The 19,767-nt window shown below is 68.8% G+C and carries 15 protein-coding genes; 7 read left to right on the top strand and 8 right to left on the bottom strand.

The window, feature by feature from the left end:
• Together BT264_RS12310 and BT264_RS12305 are read right to left on the bottom strand one after the other, a co-directional pair.
• Positions 1 to 1,545, bottom strand: coding sequence for an NAD(P)H-hydrate dehydratase (locus tag BT264_RS12310; RefSeq protein WP_072437154.1), 1,545 nt, complete (start codon positions 1,543 to 1,545; stop codon positions 1 to 3).
• Positions 1,546 to 1,598: 53 nt separating this feature from the next.
• Entirely contained in the window at positions 1,599 to 2,900 is a 1,302-nt protein-coding gene (locus BT264_RS12305) for an FAD-dependent oxidoreductase (RefSeq protein WP_072437155.1), read from the bottom strand.
• Positions 2,901 to 3,227: 327 nt separating this feature from the next.
• Between BT264_RS12305 and purL the strand changes: the two genes are divergently transcribed.
• Together purL and BT264_RS12295 are read left to right on the top strand one after the other, a co-directional pair.
• Positions 3,228 to 7,292: a phosphoribosylformylglycinamidine synthase gene (purL, locus tag BT264_RS12300; protein WP_072437156.1), complete on the top strand. Its 4,065-nt coding sequence runs from the start codon at positions 3,228 to 3,230 to the stop codon at positions 7,290 to 7,292.
• Positions 7,293 to 7,297: 5 nt separating this feature from the next.
• Positions 7,298 to 7,843 carry a GNAT family N-acetyltransferase gene (locus tag BT264_RS12295; protein WP_072437157.1) on the top strand — a complete coding sequence of 182 codons (546 nt, stop codon included), beginning with the start codon at positions 7,298 to 7,300 and terminating at the stop codon, positions 7,841 to 7,843.
• Positions 7,844 to 8,014: 171 nt separating this feature from the next.
• Here the strand turns inward: BT264_RS12295 and BT264_RS12290 are convergent, their stop codons facing one another.
• From BT264_RS12290 to BT264_RS12270, 5 genes are all read right to left on the bottom strand, one after another.
• On the bottom strand, positions 8,015 to 8,797 hold the full coding sequence (locus BT264_RS12290) for a peptidylprolyl isomerase (RefSeq protein WP_072437158.1): 783 nt from the start codon (positions 8,795 to 8,797) through the stop codon (positions 8,015 to 8,017).
• An 18-nt stretch (positions 8,798 to 8,815) separates the two neighbouring features.
• Positions 8,816 to 9,124 (bottom strand): BolA family protein, encoded by a 309-nt coding sequence (locus tag BT264_RS12285; protein ID WP_047900921.1) that lies wholly within the window; start codon positions 9,122 to 9,124, stop codon positions 8,816 to 8,818.
• A 1-nt stretch (position 9,125) separates the two neighbouring features.
• Positions 9,126 to 9,656, bottom strand: coding sequence for a septation protein A (locus tag BT264_RS12280; RefSeq protein ID WP_034181202.1), 531 nt, complete (start codon positions 9,654 to 9,656; stop codon positions 9,126 to 9,128).
• A gap of 158 nt (positions 9,657 to 9,814) precedes the next feature.
• Positions 9,815 to 10,246 carry a peptide-methionine (R)-S-oxide reductase MsrB gene (gene msrB, locus BT264_RS12275; protein WP_072437159.1) on the bottom strand — a complete coding sequence of 144 codons (432 nt, stop codon included), beginning with the start codon at positions 10,244 to 10,246 and terminating at the stop codon, positions 9,815 to 9,817.
• A 46-nt stretch (positions 10,247 to 10,292) separates the two neighbouring features.
• On the bottom strand, positions 10,293 to 11,861 hold the full coding sequence (locus tag BT264_RS12270; RefSeq protein ID WP_072437160.1) for a protein adenylyltransferase SelO: 1,569 nt from the start codon (positions 11,859 to 11,861) through the stop codon (positions 10,293 to 10,295).
• Positions 11,862 to 12,016: 155 nt separating this feature from the next.
• On the opposite strand from BT264_RS12270, the gene BT264_RS12265 reads away from it, so the two are divergent.
• The 5 genes from BT264_RS12265 to BT264_RS12245 all read left to right on the top strand — a co-directional run bounded on the left by BT264_RS12265 (position 12,017) and on the right by BT264_RS12245 (position 19,580).
• The gene (locus BT264_RS12265) at positions 12,017 to 13,660 is read left to right on the top strand and encodes a 3-(methylthio)propionyl-CoA ligase (RefSeq protein WP_072437161.1); all 1,644 of its coding nucleotides are present in this window, start codon (positions 12,017 to 12,019) and stop codon (positions 13,658 to 13,660) included.
• A 213-nt stretch (positions 13,661 to 13,873) separates the two neighbouring features.
• Positions 13,874 to 15,955: a 3-hydroxyacyl-CoA dehydrogenase NAD-binding domain-containing protein gene (locus BT264_RS12260; protein WP_072437162.1), complete on the top strand. Its 2,082-nt coding sequence runs from the start codon at positions 13,874 to 13,876 to the stop codon at positions 15,953 to 15,955.
• 44 nt (positions 15,956 to 15,999) lie between these two features.
• A complete protein-coding gene (gene pncA / locus BT264_RS12255; protein ID WP_072437163.1) occupies positions 16,000 to 16,632 on the top strand; it encodes a bifunctional nicotinamidase/pyrazinamidase in 633 nt (210 codons plus the stop codon).
• A 103-nt stretch (positions 16,633 to 16,735) separates the two neighbouring features.
• A complete protein-coding gene (locus tag BT264_RS12250) occupies positions 16,736 to 17,914 on the top strand; it encodes an acetyl-CoA C-acyltransferase (RefSeq protein ID WP_072437164.1) in 1,179 nt (392 codons plus the stop codon).
• A gap of 265 nt (positions 17,915 to 18,179) precedes the next feature.
• The gene (locus tag BT264_RS12245) at positions 18,180 to 19,580 is read left to right on the top strand and encodes a sensor domain-containing diguanylate cyclase (protein ID WP_072437165.1); all 1,401 of its coding nucleotides are present in this window, start codon (positions 18,180 to 18,182) and stop codon (positions 19,578 to 19,580) included.
• Between the two features lie 49 nt (positions 19,581 to 19,629).
• Here BT264_RS12245 and BT264_RS12240 read toward each other — a convergent pair whose 3' ends face one another.
• Positions 19,630 to 19,767 carry a hypothetical protein gene (locus tag BT264_RS12240; protein WP_239483330.1) on the bottom strand — a complete coding sequence of 46 codons (138 nt, stop codon included), beginning with the start codon at positions 19,765 to 19,767 and terminating at the stop codon, positions 19,630 to 19,632.

Below are 19,767 nucleotides of genomic sequence, written 5' to 3'. Positions count from 1 at the left end.
TTATGTGTCGGCGCGCGGCGATGGGTAAAAAAGGCGATTGATCAGCGTGCGCACCGTCGGTGCGAGTTCGCCGGCCGTGAGCCCGGCCGGGCCGGTGCCGTGCGCGGTCAGCGTGTCGGCCGCGAGGCCGTGCAGGTAGACGCCCGCGAGCGCCGCTTCGACCGGCGCGACGCGCTGCGCGAGCAGCGCGCCGATCAGGCCGCCGAGCACGTCGCCGGTGCCGCCGGTGGCGAGCGCCGCGTTGCCGGTCGGGTTGATCGTCACTCGGCCGTCGGGTGCTGCAATCACCGTGCCCGAGCCTTTCAGCACGACGATGGCTGCATGGCGAGCGGCGAGCGCCTGCGCCGCCGCGACGCGGTCGCGCTGCACCGTCGCCGTGTCGCTGCCGAGCAGCCGCGCGGCCTCGAGCGGGTGCGGGGTCAGCACGCAGGGATTGCCGCGGGCGCCGCGCTCGGCAACGGCGGCCGCGAGGTTCGCGTGCGTCGCGACGAGGTTCAGCGCGTCGGCATCGAGCAGCGTCGCGGCATCGTGGGCGAGCACGTCGCGCACGAGCGTTGCCGCGGCTTCGCGCATGCCGAGGCCGCAGCCGGCCGCGATCGCGGTCATCGCGCCGAGGTCGAGGCCGTCGGCCGGATGCAGCATCAGTTCGGGGAACGGCGGGTCGTACGGCGGCGCGCCGGCGCCGAGGAAGCCGACGTGCACCTTGCCGGCGCCCGCGAACAGCGCGGCGCGCGCGGCCAGGATCGGTGCGCCGCACATGCCGGTGTCGCCGCCGAGCACCGCGAGGCTGCCGAAGGTGCCCTTGTGGGACGCGAACGCGCGCGCGGGCAGCGCCGCGGCGAATCGCTCGGGCGTGTTCAGCACGATGGCCGGCGCGACGGGCGGTGCGACGTCGAGCGACGCGACGTCGATCTCGCCGGCGAGGTCGCGGCCGTCGCCCGTGTAGAGGCCCGGCTTCGCGCCGATGAAGGTGAGCGTATGCGTGGCCGCGACGGCGACGCCCGCGCCGACGATCCGGCCCGTATCGCTGTCGAGCCCGCTCGGCACGTCGAGGGCGAGCACGCGGCCGCCGTGCCGTGCATGCGCGGCAATGCGCGCGGCCTGTTCGGCGAACGTGCCGTCCAGCGCGCGGCCGAGACCGATGCCGAACAGCCCGTCGACGACCCAGGCGTAACCGTCCAGCGACGCGGGCGGCGTGGCCGACAGCGGGACGCCGGCCGCGCGCGCGAGGCCGAGCGCCCATTGCGCGTCGTCCGGCTTGACCGGCACCGGCATCCACGCCTGCGTCGCGATGCCGAGTTGCTGGAGCTGCGCGGCGGCGACCAGCGCGTCGCCGCCGTTGTTGCCGGGGCCGACCGCGAACCATACGGGGCGGTCGTCGCCGACGACGCGCTCGGACACCCAGCGCGCGGCGGCGGCACCCGCACGGCCCATCAGTGTGTGCGGCGGCAGGGCCGCGGCCGCGTCGGCTTCGGCTGCGCGCAAGTCGGCGACGCGCAGCAGTGCGATCGGATCGGAATCGGGAAGCGGGCGGGTAGCGGTCATCGCGGGATCGTGGCGGCTGGCAAGGATGCCGCCACGGGACGGGCCCGCGGCGGTCAGGTCGTGAAGCGCCCGGCGCGCAGTGCGGCGAGCGTGTCGGCGGGCCAGTGCTGCACGTCGCCGCCGAGGTAGTCGGTCACCACTTTAGCAGACCCGCACGCGAGCCCCCAGCCGGTCGGGCCGTGCCCGAAATTGACGAACACGCGCGGATGCGGGGTCGGACCCACGACGGGCAGGCCGTCCGGCGACAGCAGTTGCGTGCCTTGCCACGACAGCGCGGCCGAGATCCTGGCGGCACCGGGCACCCAGTCGTGGACGGCCTGGCCGAGCAGCGCGAGCGCGGCCTCGGACAGCGGCTCGGGAAGCGGCTTCGCGGTGTCGGGCAGGCTCTGCAGCACGGCGCCGCCGCCGATGCGCAGCCGCTGGTGGGTGCGCGTGATCGAGATGCGCTTGATCGAATCGACGACGCTCAGGTGCGGCGCGTGCTCTTCGTATGCGACCGGCGCGGTGAGCGTATGGACCCGCACCGGGTGCAGCGGCAGGCGCCAGCCGAGCCGTTCGAGCAGCGGCAGGCTGCCGGCGCCGGCGGCCACCACGATCGCGTCGGCGGAAATCACGTCGACCTCGTGCGCCTTCGCCGCGTTCCGCTGGCCGGACGGTACGAGTTCGACCGCGGCGCGGCCGGTATCGATACGGATCGCGGCGACGTCCGCGCCGAAGCGGAACTGCACGCCGTGCTCGTCGAGCGTCTGCTTGACCAGTTTCGCGAACAGCGGGCAGTTTCCGGTGCGCTCGGTCTCGAGCAGCACGCCGCCGGCGAAGCCGGGCTCGGCCGGCACCGACGGTTCGAGCGCCGCGCATTCTTCGGCGCTCAGCATGCGGTACGGCTGGTCGAGCGTGCGCAGCAGGTCGAGCGCGGGCTGCATCGCTTCCCAGTCGCGCGGATCGCGCACGACGTGCAGGATGCCGGGTTTCTGTTCGAATTCGAGTTCGAGGCGTGCCTCGATGTCGGCGAGCGTGTCGCGCGACGCGTCGATCAGCGGGCGCAGCCGCGCGTACTGCGCGGCGAACGCATCGGGCTCGCGCAGCGCGCTGAGCTGCTTGACGAAGCGGCGCACGCCGCCGTTGAAGCCCGGCTTGTAGACGATGCCGCTGTCGCGCGGCTGGCGCTGGCGCATGAAGGTCGGACCGAACCAGACGTCGAGCGGGCTCGGCAGCAGCGCGCCGCCGTCGCCGTAGGTCGCACCCTGCGCGACGGTCGCGTGGCGTTCGACCACGCATACGCGATGGCCGGCCGCGCGCAACTGGTAGGCGGTGGCGACGCCGCTGATTCCGCCGCCGATGACGATGACATCCATGGATTGCTTCGATGACGGGCGGCGCGCACGCCGCCCGGTGAGGATTCGCTGAGGGCCCGGGCCCGGTGAACCCGGAATGATAGCGCCAAAATCGCGGTAACCGGCGTCGCGCGAGCAGGTGCCATGCGGCCGCGCGGCGGCGCCGGCTGCCGTACCCGGGCGGGCCGGCCCGACGGGCGGCCGTGCACGGCGCGCGCCGCGGCACCGTCGCGGTGCGCGCGGGCTGCCGATCGGCCGGTTTGGGGCGACCGACTTCCGGGTATAATTACGGCCTTCCTTTCGCCCCACGTCGCCACCTCGCGCGACTCATCGACGTCAGTCCAGCCCATGGCTCACTTCTCGTGTTTTCCCGGCGCTTCGGCCCTTTCCGATTTCCGTCAAACCCGTCTGCTCGACACGCTCAGGCAAATCGACGCCAACATCGTCGCGGTGCGCGGCCAGTTCCTGCACTTCGTCAATGCGGCCGAGCCGCTGTCGGCCGACGACAGCGCGCGCATCGACGCGCTGATGCACTACGGCGCGCCGTTCGAGCCGGCGGCCGAGAAGGGCGCGGCCGAGACCTTCGTCGTGCTGCCGCGCTTCGGCACGGTCTCGCCGTGGGCGAGCAAGGCGACCGACATCGCGCAGCACTGCGGCCTCACGCAGGTGCGCCGCATCGAGCGCGGCGTCGAATTCACGGTCACGCTGAAGTCGGGGCTGCTCGGCGGCAAGAAGGCGCTGTCCGACGACGCGCGTGCGGCCGTCGCGGCCGCGCTGCATGACCGGATGACCGAAAGCGTGGTCGCCGCGCGCGACGACGCGAAGCACCTGTTCGACGAACTGCCGGCCAAGCCGCTTGCGAGCGTCGACGTGCTGGGCGTCGGCCGCGGCGCGCTCGAGCGCGCGAACGTCGAGCTGGGCCTCGCGCTCGCCGACGACGAGATCGATTACCTGGTCGAAGCGTTCCGCAAGCTCGAACGCAATCCGACCGACGTCGAACTGATGATGTTCGCGCAGGCGAACAGCGAGCACTGCCGCCACAAGATTTTCAACGCGCAGTGGACGATCGACGGGCAAGCGCAGGACATGTCGCTGTTCGCGATGATCCGCAACACCGAGAAGCTGAATCCGCAGGGCACGATCGTCGCGTATTCCGACAACTCGTCGATCATGATGGGTGCCGAGGCCGAGAGCTGGTTCCCGCGCAACGCGGGCGCGGCCGGCGAGCCCGGCGAGCGATATGGCCGCCACACCGAGCTCACGCACACGCTGATGAAGGTCGAGACGCACAACCACCCGACGGCGATCTCGCCGTTCCCGGGTGCGGCGACCGGCGCGGGCGGCGAGATCCGCGACGAAGGCGCGACGGGTCGCGGCGCGCGTCCGAAGGCCGGACTCACGGGCTTCACCGTGTCGAACCTCGACCTGCCCGATGCACGCCAGCCGTGGGAAAACGCGCGCGACGCGGCGCAGCCGGTCGGCGAGCGCAACCCGAACGAGCAGCATGGCCCGTACGGCCGCCCGGACCGCATTGCGTCGCCGTTGCAGATCATGATCGACGGCCCGCTCGGCGGCGCCGCGTTCAACAACGAATTCGGCCGCCCGAACCTCGGCGGCTACTTCCGCGTGTACGAGCAGAACGTCGGCGGCCAGGTGCGCGGCTATCACAAGCCGATCATGATCGCGGGCGGACTCGGCAACATCGCGGATCAACACACGCACAAGCACGACGTGCCGGCCGGCTCGCTGCTGATCCAGATCGGCGGCCCCGGCATGCGGATCGGCATGGGCGGCGGCGCCGCGAGCTCGATGGCGACCGGCGCGAACACGGCCGAGCTCGATTTCGACTCGGTGCAGCGCGGCAACCCCGAAATCGAGCGTCGCGCGCAGGAAGTGATCAACGGCTGCTGGCAGCTCGGCGCGGAAAACCCGATCCTGAGCATCCACGACGTTGGCGCGGGCGGCCTGTCGAATGCGTTCCCCGAAATCGTCGACGGCGCGGGCAAGGGCGCGCGCTTCGAACTGCGCAAGGTCGCGCTCGAGGAATCGGGCCTGTCGCCGCGCGAGATCTGGTCGAACGAGGCGCAGGAGCGCTACGTGCTCGCGATCGCGCCGGCCGACCTGCCGCGCTTCGAGGCAATCTGTGCGCGTGAGCGCTGCCCGTTCGCGGTGGTCGGTGTTGCAACCGACGAGCGCCAGCTGCAGCTCGTCGATGCCGAAGCGACGGGTGCCGACGAATATCCGGTCGACATGCCGATGGAAGTGCTGCTCGGCAAGCCGCCGCGCATGCACCGCGACGTCACGCGCGTGGCGACCGAGCGCGCGCCGGTCGACGTGACGGGCATCGCGCTGTCGGAAGTCGCGGTCGACGTGCTGAAGCACCCGACGGTCGGCAGCAAGTCGTTCCTGATCACGATCGGCGACCGGTCGGTCGGCGGCACGTCGGTGCGCGACCAGATGGTCGGCCCGTGGCAGGTGCCGGTGGCCGACTGCGCGGTCACCGCGCTCGACTATGCAGGCTTCAAGGGCGAGGCGATGACGATGGCCGAGCGCACGCCGCTCGCGGTGATCGACGCGCCGGCATCGGGCCGCATGGCCGTCGGCGAAGCGATCACGAACATCGCGAGCGCGCCGATCGCGTCGCTCGACAAGCTGAAGCTGTCGGCGAACTGGATGGCCGCGTGCGGCACGGCCGGCGAGGACGCCGCGCTGTTCGACACGGTCAAGGCGATCGGCATGGAGCTGTGCCCGGCGCTCGGGATCGGCATCCCGGTCGGCAAGGACTCGCTGTCGATGAAGACGAAGTGGGACGAGCAGGGCGTCGCGAAGGAAGTGGTCGCGCCGGTGTCGCTGATCATCTCCGCGTTCGCGCCGGTCGAGGACGTGCGGCTCCACCTGACGCCGCAACTGCGCCGCGTCGCCGACGCGGGCGACAGCGTGCTGATCGCGATCGATCTCGGCCGCGGCAAGAACCGGATGGGCGGCAGCATCTTCGCGCAGGTCACGCAGCAGGTCGGCGACACGACGCCGGACGTCGACGATGCGGAAGACCTGAAGCGCTTCTTCAACGCGATCCAGTCGCTCAATGCGCAGGGCAAGCTGCTCGCGTACCACGACCGCTCGGACGGCGGCCTGTGGGCGACGGTGTGCGAAATGGCGTTCGCGGGCCACGCGGGCGTGTCGCTGAACGTCGACATGCTGACGCTCGACCCGCATCACGAATCCGACTACGGCGACGCGAAGGACTGGGCGAAGCAGACGAGCGGCCGCCGCGACGATCGCACGCTGCGCGCGCTGTTCTCCGAGGAGCTCGGCGCCGTCGTGCAGGTGCGCACGGCCGACCGCGACGCGGTGCTCGGCGCGCTGCGTGAATTCGGCCTGTCGACGTGCTCGCACGTGATCGGCTCGGTCAACGATCGCGACGTGATCGAGGTGTACCGCGACGCGAAGAAGATCTTCGATGCGCCGCGCACCGAACTCCACCGTGCATGGGGCGAAGTGAGCTGGCGCATCGCGCGCCTGCGCGACAACCCCGCATGCGCGGATGCCGAATACGACGCGCTGCTCGACGCGGCCGATCCGGGCATCTCGCCGGTGCTGAGCTTCGATCCGGCCGACGACATCGCCGCGCCGTTCATCGCGACCGGCGCGCGGCCGCGCGTCGCGATCCTGCGCGAGCAGGGCGTGAACTCGCATCTGGAAACGGCCTACGCGTTCGACCGCGCGGGCTTCGACGCGCACGACGTGCACATGAGCGACCTGCTCGCGGGCCGCGCGACGCTCGCCGATTTCGTGGGTGCGGTCGCGTGCGGCGGCTTCTCGTACGGCGACGTGCTCGGTGCGGGCGAAGGCTGGGCGAAGACGATCCGTTTCAACGCGAACCTGGCCGACATGTTCTCGGCGTTCTTCGCGCGTCCCGACACGTTCGCGCTCGGCATCTGCAACGGCTGCCAGATGCTGTCGAGCCTCGCGTCGATGATTCCGGGTGCGGAAGCGTGGCCGAAGTTCACGCGCAACAAGTCCGAGCAGTTCGAGGCGCGCTTCTCGTTCGTCGAAGTGGAGAAGTCGCCGTCGATCTTCTTCACGGGGATGGAAGGCTCGCGGATTCCGGTCGCGGTCGCGCACGGCGAAGGTTATGCGGACTTCTCGCAGCAGGGCGACATCGACCGCGTTGCAGTCGCGATGCGTTACGTCGACCACCGCGGCGAAGCGACCGAGCGCTATCCGTTCAACCCGAACGGCTCGCCGGCCGGCATCACGTCGGTGACGACGGCCGACGGCCGCTTCTCGGTGCTGATGCCGCACATGGAGCGCGTGCACCGCACGGTCGCGATGAGCTGGCACCCGGAAGGCTGGGGTGAAGCGAGCCCGTGGATGCGCGTGTTCCGTAACGCGCGCCGCTGGATCGGCTGATCCGGATGAGGTTCGACCCGAACGCGCCGGTCGAGGTCGTCACGCTGCGCGACGAGCGCGCGAGCGAGGCCGACGCGATCGGCCGTGTGATCGTCGCGGCGTTCGCGGGCGAACCGCAGGGCGGGCAGTTCGAGCGGCGAATCGTCGACGCGCTGCGCGCGGACGGTGCGCTGAGCGTGTCGCTCGTCGCGGAGCGCGACGGCCGCATCATCGGCCACGTCGCGTTCTCGCCAGTCGCGATCGGTGGCGAGCCGGCGGATCGACAGCAATGGTACGGGCTTGCGCCGCTCGCGGTGCTGCCGGACTGCCAGCGGCAGAGCGTCGGCGCCGGGCTCGTGCGCGCGGGGCTCGACGCGTTGCGCCGGCTCGGCGCGCGCGGCTGCGTCGTGCTCGGCGATCCCGCGTACTACGCGCGCTTCGGGTTCGAGCCGTCCGGCGACATCGTGTTTCCCGACGTGCCGCCCGAGTATTTCCTCGCGTTGCCGTTCGATGCAGCGGCGCCGCTGCCGTCGGGCGAAGTGCGCTATCACGACGCGCTCCATCCCGCGTAGCGAACGCTGCGGCGCGGGTGATGTCCGGCACGAGAGGCCGCTCTTCGGAGCGGCCTTTTTATCGCGCGTCGACTGACTGCCGGAGCCTCACGATGCATGCGCTCCGGCGCGCCAAATGAAAAAGCCGCTCCGAAGAGCGGCTTGTCGATGCACGGGCGACGGGCGCCTGCGTTACTGGATCTTTGCCTGCTGGCGCAGACCTTCCTCGAATGCCTGCAGCTTCTGCTGCACGAGCTGTTGCGCGATCTGCGCCTTCACCTGGTCGAACGGCGGCGGCGCGATGTCGCGGATGTCGTCGACGCGGATGATGTGCCAGCCGAACTGCGTCTTCACCGGCGCGTCGGTCATCTGGCCTTTCTGCAGCTTCTGCGCGGCCGCCGAGAATTCCGGCACGTACGCCTTCGGGTCGGACCAGTCGAGATCGCCGCCGTTCTTGCCCGAACCCGGATCCTTCGAATATTGCTTCGCGAGATCCTCGAACTTCGCGCCGGCCTTGATCTTCGCGATCAGGTCCTTGGCCTGCTGCTCGCTGTCGACGAGGATGTGGTGCAGGTGATATTCGCGGTTGCCGCCGGCGCCCTTGACGAGTTCGTCGTAGCGCGCCTTCACTTCTGCATCGGTCGGCTGGTTCTTCTTCAGGAAGCTCTCGATCATCGAACGCAGCACGACGGTCTGCTGCGCGACGGCGACCTGCGCCTTCACGTCCGGACGGTTCGGGATGCCTTCGCGGATCGCTTCCTGCATCAGGATTTCGCGGTTCACGAGTTCCTGGCGCACGGCCTGCTGCAGTTGCGGGCTGTCGGTCTGGCCTTGCTGGACGAGCTGGGCAACCATCGCGTCCGCGCGCGACTTCGGAATCGGCGTGCCGTTGACGACGGCGATGTTCTGGGCAAATGCCGGTGCCGCTGCGAAAGCAGCCGCCGCGACCCACAGGCGAGGGGATTTCAGGATCATCGGGAATTCCTAATGAGACTAGATTGAAGATTCGTTGAATTCTTCGGGCGTGTAAGCCACGATCGCGAGCGCGTGAATGCCGCGCTGCATCGCATCAGCGAGCGCATCATACACCAGCCGGTGCCGCGCGACGCGCGGCTTGCCCGCGAATGCGGCCGACACGATCGTGACCGTGTAGTGGCCGCCCGAGGCCGCGCCGGCGTGGCCCGCGTGCTGCGCGCTGTCGTCGCGCACGGCGAGCGACACGGGTGCGAGCGATGCGGTGAGGCGTGCCTCGATCAGTGCGATGCGTTCGTCGGGCGACGCGTGGAGAAAGGCGTCCGTCATGTCACTCGTCCTTCAGGTATTTCGTGAGCCACAGGCTCTGCAGGATGATGAACACGACCATCGCGCCCGTCGTGCCGAACAGCTTGAAGTTCACCCATTGCGATTCGGTGAAATTGTGCACCACGTACAGGTTCGCGACGCCGAGCACCGCGAAGAACAGCGCCCACGCGACGTTCAGCTTGTCCCACACGGGGTGCGGCAGCGTGAGCTGCTTGCCCATCATCTTCTCGATCAGGTTGTTGCCGAACGCATAGCGCGCGGCAAGCAGCCCGACCGCAAACAGCCAGTACAGCACAGTCGGTTTCCATTGAATGAATTTCTCGTCATGCAGGACGAGGGTGGCGCCGCCGAAGACGACGATCACGCCGAGGCTGACCCACAGCATCGTGTCGACCTTCCGGTGCCGGAAGGCGACCCACGCGACCTGGGCCAGCGTCGCGACGATCGCGACGGCGGTGGCGGTGAAGATGCCCCAGACCTTGAAGGCGACAAAAAACAGGATGATCGGAAACAGATCGAACAGGAATTTCATGGCGCTCGCAGCTGCGTGAAACGCCGCGTGCGCGGCCTTTCACCGTTGTAGGGACCCGCCAGGCACCGCCGTCGCGGATCGGGGCGGCCAGCCCGAAAGCAGGCCGCCCGGCGAAGGTCGCCCCCAAAGGGCCGTCTCGCCGATCCGCCCGGCGCCGCTCATTCGTTTTCGGGTCGGGACTCGAAGTTTAACGCAGCCGAATTGATGCAGTACCGCAAACCGGTCTTGTCGCGCGGGCCGTCCTCGAAGACGTGGCCGAGATGCGCGCCGCAATGGTTGCAGCGGACTTCGACGCGCACCATGCCGTGCGAGTAGTCGACCTTCTCGTCGATCACCTCGCCGTTGAGCGGCTTGAAGTAGCTGGGCCAGCCGCAGCCCGAATGGAACTTGGAACCGGATTCGAACAGCGGCGTGCTGCAGACCACGCATTTGTAGATGCCGGCGTCTTCGGTGTCGGTGTATTCGCCGGTGAAGGCGCGCTCGGTCGCCGCATGCTGCGTGACCTCGTACTGCATCGGCGTGAGCCGGCGGCGCAGCTCGGCGTCGTCCTTCTCGTACGGGAAGGTCTTGTCGTCGGAATCGTGGGACATGTGGGGTTCTCCTGATCGGTCGTTCGATACGCGCGGGTTGGGGGCTTCAGGACGAGCAGCTCACTTCGAGCGACCCGGCCCAGTCGGGCGGCAACGCCGCGTACGCGTCATGCTCCGGTTGTTCGTCGAACGGCCGGCGCAGGATCTGCGCGAGCCGCTCGATCTCCGAAAAATCCTTTTCCTTCGCGCGCCGGATCGCGACTTCGGCCAGATGGTTGCGCAATACGTATTTCGGGTTCACGCAGTTCATCGCGGCCGCACGTGCCGCATCGTCACGCGTTTCCTCGGACAGCCGCGCGCGGTAGAGGTTCGCCCAGGCGTCGAACGCGTCTCGGTCGATGAACAGGTCGCGCACGGGCGCGTCGCGGCTCGCGTCGTGCTTCGACAGTTGCGCGAGGCGGCGGAACGTCAGCGTGAAATCAGCATGGCTCGCATGCATCGTCTCGAGCAGCTTGTTCGCGAGTTCGGCATCGTTCTCGCGTTCGAGCTCGAGGCCGAGCTTCGCGCGCATCGCGCGTTCGAGCGCCGGGCCGAAGCGTTCCGGAAATTTCGCGAGCACGGCCTGCGCGTCGTCCACCGCGCGCTCGGCGCGCGCATCGTCATCGGCGATGCCGTGCTGCAGCCCGATCAGCGGCAGCAGCGCCTGCGCAAGGCAATAGCAGTTCCAGTGCGCGATGCGCGGCTGCATCCGGTATGCGTAGCGGCCGCTGTTATCGGAGTGGTTGCAGATATGGTTCGCGTCGAACGCGTCGACGAAGCCGAACGGGCCGTAGTCGATCGTCACGCCGAGGATCGACATGTTGTCGGTGTTCATCACGCCGTGGCAGAAGCCGACGGCCTGCCACTGCGCGACGAGGTCGGCCGTGCGCAGTGTCGCGGCTTCGAGCAGCGCGAGGTACGGATCGTCCGCGTTTCGGCAATCCGGATAGAAGCGGTCGATCACGTGATCGGCGAGCTGGCGCAGCAGGTCGGGGCGATCGTTCGAGAAGAAGTGCTCGAAGTGGCCGAAGCGCACGAAGCTTTCCGACACGCGCGTGACGACGGCCGACGTCTCGATCTCCTCGCGGACCACCGGCTGGTCGGAGCCGATCACCGTCAGCGCGCGCGTGGTCGGGATGCCGAGGTGATGCATCGCTTCCGAGCACAGGAATTCGCGGATCGACGAGCGCAGCACCGCGCGGCCGTCGCCCATCCGCGAGTACGGCGTGCGGCCGCTGCCTTTCAGTTGCAGCTCGTAGCGGCGGCCATCGGTGCCGGTGCGCTCGCCGATCGTCAGCGCGCGGCCGTCGCCGAGCTGGCCGGCCCACACGCCGAACTGGTGGCCGGAATACACCGATGCGTACGGCATCGCGGTTGCGGGCCAGTCGCGTGTCGGGTTGCCGGCGAACAGTTCGGCGAAGCCGGGCTGCGCGGCGAGCGACGCAGGCAGGTCGAGCAGTTGCGCGACTTCGTCGGAAAAGCCGACGACGTACGGCGCGGCAAGCGGCGCGGCCGGCAGCCGCGTATGAAACGCGTCGCCGAGCTGGACGAACGCGCCTTCGGCGGGTGCGCCGAGCGTGGCGGCGAGGTCGGGCAAGGTGTCAGCCGGATCGGCTGCGCTTCGGGAAAACGACATGTTGAGCGCCTCTGGGTAAGCCGATATTGTAAGGCGGCGCCGCGCCGCCCGCATGGCGGCCCGCGCACCGTGCGCCGCGCCCGTCCGGGCCGCTGACGGGCGCGCGCCGGTTCGAGGCTGGTCACCGATTCGCGTCCTTCCGGGAGAACAAGACGATGGGTAAGCCGTTGCTGGGCCAGATGATGGACATGCCGTTGCTGGTGTCCTCGCTGATTGCGCATGCCGCGCGTCACGCGGGCGACACCGAGATCGTGTCGAAGCGCATCGAGGGCGATGTGCATCGCTACACGTACCGCGATTGCGAACGCTGCGCGAAGCAGCTCGCGCAGGCGCTCGCACGGCTCGGCGTCGAAACCGGCGACCGCGTCGGCACGCTGGCGTGGAACGGCTACCGGCATCTGGAGGCGTATTACGGGATCGGCGGGATGGGTGCCGTATGCCACACGATCAATCCGCGCCTCTTCCCCGAGCAGATCGCGTACATCGTCAATCACGCGGAAGACCGCTACGTCCTGTTCGACATCAATTTCGCGCCGCTCGTCGACGCGATCGCGCCGCACTGTCCGCACGTGAAGGGCTGGGTCGCGATGACGGACGCCGCGCACCTGCCGTCCTGCGCGACGCCGTTGCTCTGCTACGAAACGCTCGTCGAAGCGGAGGACGGCCGGTTCGACTGGCCGCGCCTCGACGAGCAGCAGGCGTCGGGGCTCTGCTACACGTCGGGCACGACCGGCAATCCGAAAGGCGTGCTGTATTCGCACCGCTCGACGGTGCTGCACGCGTACGGTGCCGCGCTGCCCGACGCGATGAACCTGTCCGCGATGGATGCGGTGCTGCCCGTCGTGCCGATGTTTCACGTCAATGCGTGGGGGCTGCCGTACGCGGTGCCGCTCACCGGCGGCAAGCTGGTGCTGCCCGGCAAGGATCTCGACGGGAAATCGCTGTACGAGCTGATGGAGGCCGAGCGCGTGACGTTTTCCGCGGGCGTGCCGACCGTGTGGCTCGGCCTGCTGAACTACATGCGCGAAGCCGGCGTGCGCTTCTCGACGCTGAACCGCACGGTGATAGGCGGCTCCGCGTGCCCGCCCGCGATGCTGCGCACGTTCGAGGACGAATACGGCGTGCGCGTGATTCATGCGTGGGGGATGACCGAACTGTCGCCGCTCGGCACGCTCGCGAAGCTCAACTGGGCGCAGTCGCAGCGTCCGCTCGACGTGCAGCGCCGGCTGCTCGAGAAGCAGGGGCGCGTGATCTGCGGCGTCGACATGCGCATCGTCGGCGAGGACGGCCATGAATTGCCGTGGGACGGCGTCGCGTTCGGCGAACTGCAGGTGCGCGGGCCGTGGGTGATCGATCACTACTTCCGCGGCGATGCGTCGCCGCTGTCGGACGGCTGGTTCCCGACCGGCGACGTCGCGACGATCGACCCCGACGGCTTCCTGCAGATCACCGACCGCAGCAAGGACGTGATCAAGTCGGGCGGCGAGTGGATCAGCTCGATCGACATCGAGAACGTCGCGATCGCGCACCCGGGCGTGGCCGAAGCCGCGTGCATCGCATGCGCGCACCCGAAATGGACCGAGCGTCCGCTGCTCGTCGTGGTGCCCCGCGAAGGCGCGAACCTGAGCCGCGACGCGCTGCTCGCGTTCTATGAGGGCAAGGTCGCGAAATGGTGGATCCCCGACGACGTCGTGTTCGTCGAATCGTTGCCGCACACCGCGACCGGCAAGCTGCAGAAGCTGAAGCTGCGCGAGACGTTCCGCGATTACGTGTTGCCGACGGCGGTGTGCGAGCCATAAGGAGCCGCAAGGCGCCATAAGGCCAGGCAGGCCCGGGCCGGCGACGGCCCGCGATCCGGTCGCCCGATCCGTCCCCCGGTCGGGATACAAATTCAAATTGAACGACCGTGCTTTTTCGTTGTATGCTGCCTCCGTTCGATCCGGACATGCGGCCGTTCGACCGCGCACAATGAAGCGCAGCCACCCCGGCGCGCGATGCATGGAGGCAGGCAGATGGCAGTGGATTACTCGACTCGCGACGGCGTGGCCGTCCTCACGCTCAACAATCCGCCCGTCAACGGGCTCGGCCTGTCGACCCGGCAGGGCGTCATGGACGCGCTCGATCGCGCCGCGCAGGACCCGTCGGTCACGGCCATCGTGCTGACCGGCGCGGGCCGCGCGTTCTCGGGCGGCGCCGACATCACCGAATTCAATACGCCGACGGCGCTGCAGGAGCCGACGCTGCACACCGTGATCCGCGCGGTGGAGGCGAGCGCGAAGCCCGTCGTCGCGGCGCTGCACAGCGTCGTGATGGGCGGCGGCCTCGAGCTCGCGCTCGGCGCGCACTACCGCGTCGCGGCGCCCGGCGCGCAGGTCGCGCTGCCCGAAGTGAAGCTCGGCCTGCTGCCGGGCGCGGGCGGCACGCAGCGCCTGCCGCGCGCGGTCGGGCTCGAAACCGCGCTGAACATGATCGTGTCGGGCGCGCCCGTGCCGTCCGAGCAGCTCGCGAAGAGCGGGCTGTTCGACGAGATGGCCGACGGCGACCTGCTCGACGCGGCCGTCGCGTTCGCGCGCGTCGGTGCGCAGAAGGGGCCGCATCCGCGTGTGCGCGACCGCAAGATCGTCCACGAGAACGCCGCGGGCTTCATCCAGTTCGCGCGCAATTCCGCGCGGGCCGCGGCGCCGAACTTCCCCGCGCCGCACAAATGCATCGACGCGATCGAGGCCGGTGTGCTGAACGGCTTCGACAAGGGCAGCGTCGCCGAGCGCGAGGGTTTCGTCGCGCTGATGATGACGCCGGAAAGCCGCGCGCTGCGCCATGCGTTCTTCGGCGAGCGTGCGGCGAGCAAGATTCCCGACGTGCCGGCCGATACGCCGCTGCGCGAGATCCGCCGCGTCGGCGTGATCGGCGCGGGCACGATGGGCGGCGGAATCGCGATGAACTTCGTCAACGCGGGCCTGCCCGTCACGCTGCTCGAGACGAAACAGGAAGCGCTCGAGCGCGGCGTCGCGACGATCCGCAAGAACTACGACGCGCAGGTGAAGAAGGGCAAGCTCACGCAGGAGAAGCTCGACGCGCGCATGGCGCTGATCGCGCCGACGCTGTCCTACGACGACCTGAAGGATGCCGACCTGATCGTCGAGGCCGTGTTCGAGGAACTCGGCGTGAAGGAGCAGGTGTTCAGGAAGCTCGACGAAGTCGCGAAGCCGGGCGCGATCCTCGCGTCGAACACGTCGACGCTCGACGTCGACAGGATCGCGGCGTTCACGAAGCGTCCGCAGGACGTCGTCGGCATGCACTTCTTCAGCCCGGCGAACGTGATGAAGCTGCTCGAGGTCGTGCGCGGCGCGCAGACCGCGAAGGACGTGCTCGCGACCGTGATGGCCGTCGCGAAGAAGATCCGCAAGACGGCGGTCGTGTCGGGCGTGTGCGACGGCTTCATCGGCAACCGGATGATCGAGCAGTACATCCGCCAGGCGCTCTTCATGCTCGAGGAAGGCGCGCTGCCCGCGCAGGTGGATCGCGCGATCGAGAAGTTCGGTTTCGCGATGGGGCCGTTCCGGATGAGCGATCTCGCCGGCAACGACATCGGCTGGGCGATCCGCAAGCGTCGTTACGTCGAGAAGCCGGATCTCCAGTACTCGAAGATCGCCGACCGCCTGTGCGAGCAGGGCCGCTTCGGTCAGAAGACGGGCGCCGGCTGGTACGACTACGTGCCGGGCGATCGCAACGCGAAGCCGTCGTCGCTGGTCGACGAGATGGTCGTCGCGTATTCGAAGGAGCGCGGCGTCGAGCGGCGCAAGATCGGCGACGACGAGATCGTCGAGCGGCTGGTGTTCGCGCTCGTCAACGAAGGCGCGAAGATCCTCGAAGAGAAGATCGCATCGAAGGCGTCCGACATCGACATGGTTTACCTGACCGGCTATGGCTTCCCGCTGTGGCGCGGCGGCCCGATGCTGTACGCGGACATGGTCGGCCTCTACAACGTCGAGCGCGCGATTCGCCGCTATGCGGCCGCGCCGAACGGCGACGCATGGCAGCTCGCGCCGTCGATCGTGGAGCTCGCGAAGGCCGGCCGCGGGTTCAACGGCTGACGATATCGCGCGGCGGCGCAACCGATTTCCGCAGGAGAAACGCAATGAAACGCACCGACGACGTACTGCTCGTGATCGACGTGCAATACGACTTCATGCCGGGCGGCGCGCTCGCGGTGCCGGACGGCGACGCGGTCGTGCCGGTGATCAACGCGCTTGCGCGACGCTTCGACCAGGTCGTGCTGACGCAGGACTGGCACCCGCGCGAGCACGTGTCGTTCGCGGCGAACCATCCGGGGCGCGAGCCGTTCTCGACGCTCACGCTGCCGTACGGCGAGCAGGTGCTGTGGCCCGTGCACTGCGTGCAGGACACCGACGGCGCGGCGCTGCATCGCGACCTCGACATCCCGCATGCGCGGCTCGTGATCCGCAAGGGCGGCGACGCGCAGGTCGACAGCTATTCCGCGTTCGTCGAGGCCGACCGCACGACCCGCACGGGGCTTGCGGGTTATCTGCGCGAACTCGGCGCGAAGCGTGTGTGGTGCTGCGGGCTCGCGACCGACTATTGCGTCGCGTGGTCGGCGCTCGATGCGCGCGCGGCCGGTTTCGAAGCCGCGGTGATCAACGACGCGTGCCGCGCGATCGACCTGAACGGGTCGCTCGCGCACGCATGGCAGCAGATGCAGGCAGCGGGCGTCGCACATGTGACGTCCGCGGGCGCGCGCCCGGCGGCGTAGCGCATTCCCCATCCGATTCAGGGTCTGTTTACATATGGAACGCACATGCCGCGTTCCATATGTAAACAGACCCTGACATGAAGCAGGACCGAAGGAGACTCGCATGACCGAAGCCGTAATCGTATCGACCGCACGCACGCCGCTCGCGAAATCCTGGCGCGGCGCCTTCAACATGACGCACGGCGCGACGCTCGGCGGCCACGTGGTCGCGGCCGCGCTCGAACGCGCGAAGCTCGACCCCGCGCGCGTCGAGGACGTGATCATGGGCTGCGCGAACCCCGAAGGCGCGACCGGCGCGAACATCGCGCGGCAGATCGCGCTGCGCGCGGGGCTGCCGGTGACCGTGCCGGGGATGACGGTGAACCGTTTCTGCTCGTCGGGGCTGCAGACCATCGCGCTGGCCGCGCAGCGGATCATCGCGGGCGAAGGCGACGTATATGTTGCGGGCGGTGTCGAATCGATCTCGTGCGTGCAGAACGAGATGAACCGGCACATGGTCCAGGAGGGCTGGCTGGTCGAGCACAAGCCCGAGATCTACTGGAACATGCTGCAGACGGCCGAGAACGTCGCGAAGCGCTACGGAATCTCGAAGGAGCGGCAGGACGAGTACGGCGTGCAGTCGCAACTGCGGGCCGCGGCCGCCCAGGAAGCCGGTCGTTTTCGCGACGAGATCGCGCCGATCACCGTGCTCGCGGGTATCGCCGACAAGGCGACGGGCCGCCTGTTCACGAAGGAAGTGACCGTATCGGCCGACGAAGGCATCCGTCCCGACACGACGCTCGAAGGCGTGTCGAAGATCCGTTCGGCCGTGCCGGGCGGCGTGATCACCGCCGGCAACGCGAGCCAGTTCTCGGACGGCGCGTCGGCGTGCGTCGTGATGAGCGCCGCTGCCGCGCAGCGCGAAGGGCTGCAGCCGCTGGGCGTGTTCCGCGGCTTCGCGGTGGCCGGCTGCGAACCGGACGAGATGGGCATCGGCCCCGTGTTCGCGGTGCCCAAGCTGCTGAAGCAGGCGGGGCTGAAGGTCGACGACATCGGCTTGTGGGAACTGAACGAGGCGTTCGCGGTGCAGGTGCTGTACTGCCGCGACACGCTCGGGATTCCCGAGGATCGTCTGAACGTGAACGGCGGTGCGATTGCCGTCGGCCATCCGTACGGCGTGTCGGGCGCCCGCCTGACGGGCCATGCGCTGATCGAAGGCAAGCGCCGGGGCGTGAAATACGTGGTTGTCACGATGTGCATCGGCGGCGGGCAAGGCGCGGCGGGCCTGTTCGAAATTATCTGATCTTTGGCTGGCGGCGGCCGCGGTTTCGCTTCGGCGAGGCCAGCGGCCGTGATGCGACGCGAATCGGCGCGGCAGGATTGCCATTCGAAACGATCGGGAGGCAAAAAGCGTGCTCCCGGCAATGCCGTTTCCCCTTACTTGTCAAACGAATTGCCCCACCTATACTTGCTCTGACATTTGCCGTTCGGCACGACGGGCCGGATCGTACATCGCGCGATACGTGCCGCGAAGGTTGAACCAACGCAGCAGACCGACCGGGGACCGAATGAGTACGACCTATGCAGCCGGGGAACCGCCGCGCGTCGTCAGCGCGGCCGCGAGGCTTTACGCGAAATGCCTGCTGGTCGGATTCGCGTTGCTGCCTGCCTATCTGATTGCCTATCTGTGGTTCTTCGGCGACCCGCGTGTCGTGTTCGAGAGCCACGTGTTCCATGAAATCGCGATTGCGGCGGCGACCCTCGAGGGCGCGTTCGTCACCTACGTGACGTGGGTGTGCTACCGGTCGTCCGGCGAGCCGCTGCTGCGCTGGCTGACGCTCGGCTTTCTCGGCTTCGCGATGATCTATTCGCTGCACGGTGCGTTCACCGGGATGGCGCACCACAATATCTGGCTGTTCCTGCTGTACGGGCCCGCGTCGCGGCTCGTGATGTCGATCCTGCTGCTCACGGGCCTGATGTCGTATTCGCGTCCGCCCGATCGCGTCGAGAAGCGCACGAGCGTGCGGACGTGGCTGCCGTGGATCATGTTCTTCGTGATCGTCAACGTGGCCGTTGCGTACATCGCGTATTCGCCGGTCGCGGGCGCGCTGGGCACGCGGCTGTCGATGGAGGGCGGCGCGCTCGTGTTCTCGCTGCTGAACGTCGGCGTGCTGCTCGCGCGGCGAATCCGCTCGCCGCTGATGGTGATCTACGGCATGTCGATCATGGCGTTCGCGCTGTCGTCGCTCGCATTCATTCTCGGCAAGCCGTGGAACCACATGTGGTGGCTCGCGCATGCGATCTTCGCGGGCGGCTTCTTCCTGCTCAGCTACGGCGTCGTGCAGGCGCTGCAGACGACGCGCTCGTTCTCGGCGATCTACAGCCAGGAAGACCTGATGAGCCGGCTGTCGGAGTCGATGGCGCGTGCCGAGAGCGCGCTGCAGGAACTGCGGCGCACGAACCAGAAGCTCGAGTACATGGCCGCGACCGATCCGATGACGGGCGCATCGAATCGCCGGCAGTTCATCGCGCAGGTCGAGCGCGAGATGGTGCGGGCCGAGCGCGACGGCACGCCGTTTTGCCTGCTCGCGCTCGATCTCGACAATTTCAAGAACATCAACGATGCGTACGGGCACCAGATCGGCGACGAGGTGCTGCGCGGCGTCGTACGCCAGTGCCTCGAGGCGATCCGGCCGGCGGGCGGCCTCGCGCGAGTCGGTGGCGAGGAGTTCATGGCGCTGCTGCCGGAGATGCCGCTCGAGGGCGCGCGGATGACGGCCGAGCGCGTGCGCTCGTCGATCGCGAGTGCGCCGTTCGGGCTGGACTTCAAGCGCGTGCAGGTGACGGTCAGCGTCGGCGTCGCGCAATACGGGGTCGACGGCAGTACGGTCGATGCGTTGCTGCGCGTGGTCGACGAGCGGCTGTACCAGGCGAAGCGGGAAGGGCGGAACCGGGTCGTGTCGCGGTAACGCCCGGGCGAGCGGGGCGAGTCGCGCACGGCTCGTCGAAATCGGCTGCCTACGACGCGAGCAGCGGCGGAATCGCCGCCAGCACCGCATCGATCGCCACCCTCAGCTTGTGCGGCAGGAACCGCGTCGCGGGCCACACCACATGCATCGGCGTGCCGGCCGACGGCACGTGTTCCAGCACGCGCAC

It is taken from the genome of Burkholderia sp. NFPP32 (genome assembly GCF_900119325.1).
Lineage (GTDB): Bacteria > Pseudomonadota > Gammaproteobacteria > Burkholderiales > Burkholderiaceae > Burkholderia > Burkholderia pyrrocinia_C.
The sequence above is the reverse complement of the archived record's forward strand: the minus strand, read 5'-3'. Positions and strand labels throughout refer to the sequence as shown.

Coding starts and splice junctions, on each gene's coding strand:
- BT264_RS12310 (WP_072437154.1), bottom strand. CDS start 1,545: ATGACCGCTACCCGCCCGCTTCCCGATTCCGATCCGATCGCACTGCTG.
- BT264_RS12305 (WP_072437155.1), bottom strand. CDS start 2,900: ATGGATGTCATCGTCATCGGCGGCGGAATCAGCGGCGTCGCCACCGCC.
- purL (WP_072437156.1), top strand. CDS start 3,228: ATGGCTCACTTCTCGTGTTTTCCCGGCGCTTCGGCCCTTTCCGATTTC.
- BT264_RS12295 (WP_072437157.1), top strand. CDS start 7,298: ATGAGGTTCGACCCGAACGCGCCGGTCGAGGTCGTCACGCTGCGCGAC.
- BT264_RS12290 (WP_072437158.1), bottom strand. CDS start 8,797: ATGATCCTGAAATCCCCTCGCCTGTGGGTCGCGGCGGCTGCTTTCGCA.
- BT264_RS12285 (WP_047900921.1), bottom strand. CDS start 9,124: ATGACGGACGCCTTTCTCCACGCGTCGCCCGACGAACGCATCGCACTG.
- BT264_RS12280 (WP_034181202.1), bottom strand. CDS start 9,656: ATGAAATTCCTGTTCGATCTGTTTCCGATCATCCTGTTTTTTGTCGCC.
- msrB (WP_072437159.1), bottom strand. CDS start 10,246: ATGTCCCACGATTCCGACGACAAGACCTTCCCGTACGAGAAGGACGAC.
- BT264_RS12270 (WP_072437160.1), bottom strand. CDS start 11,861: ATGTCGTTTTCCCGAAGCGCAGCCGATCCGGCTGACACCTTGCCCGAC.
- BT264_RS12265 (WP_072437161.1), top strand. CDS start 12,017: ATGGGTAAGCCGTTGCTGGGCCAGATGATGGACATGCCGTTGCTGGTG.
- BT264_RS12260 (WP_072437162.1), top strand. CDS start 13,874: ATGGCAGTGGATTACTCGACTCGCGACGGCGTGGCCGTCCTCACGCTC.
- pncA (WP_072437163.1), top strand. CDS start 16,000: ATGAAACGCACCGACGACGTACTGCTCGTGATCGACGTGCAATACGAC.
- BT264_RS12250 (WP_072437164.1), top strand. CDS start 16,736: ATGACCGAAGCCGTAATCGTATCGACCGCACGCACGCCGCTCGCGAAA.
- BT264_RS12245 (WP_072437165.1), top strand. CDS start 18,180: ATGAGTACGACCTATGCAGCCGGGGAACCGCCGCGCGTCGTCAGCGCG.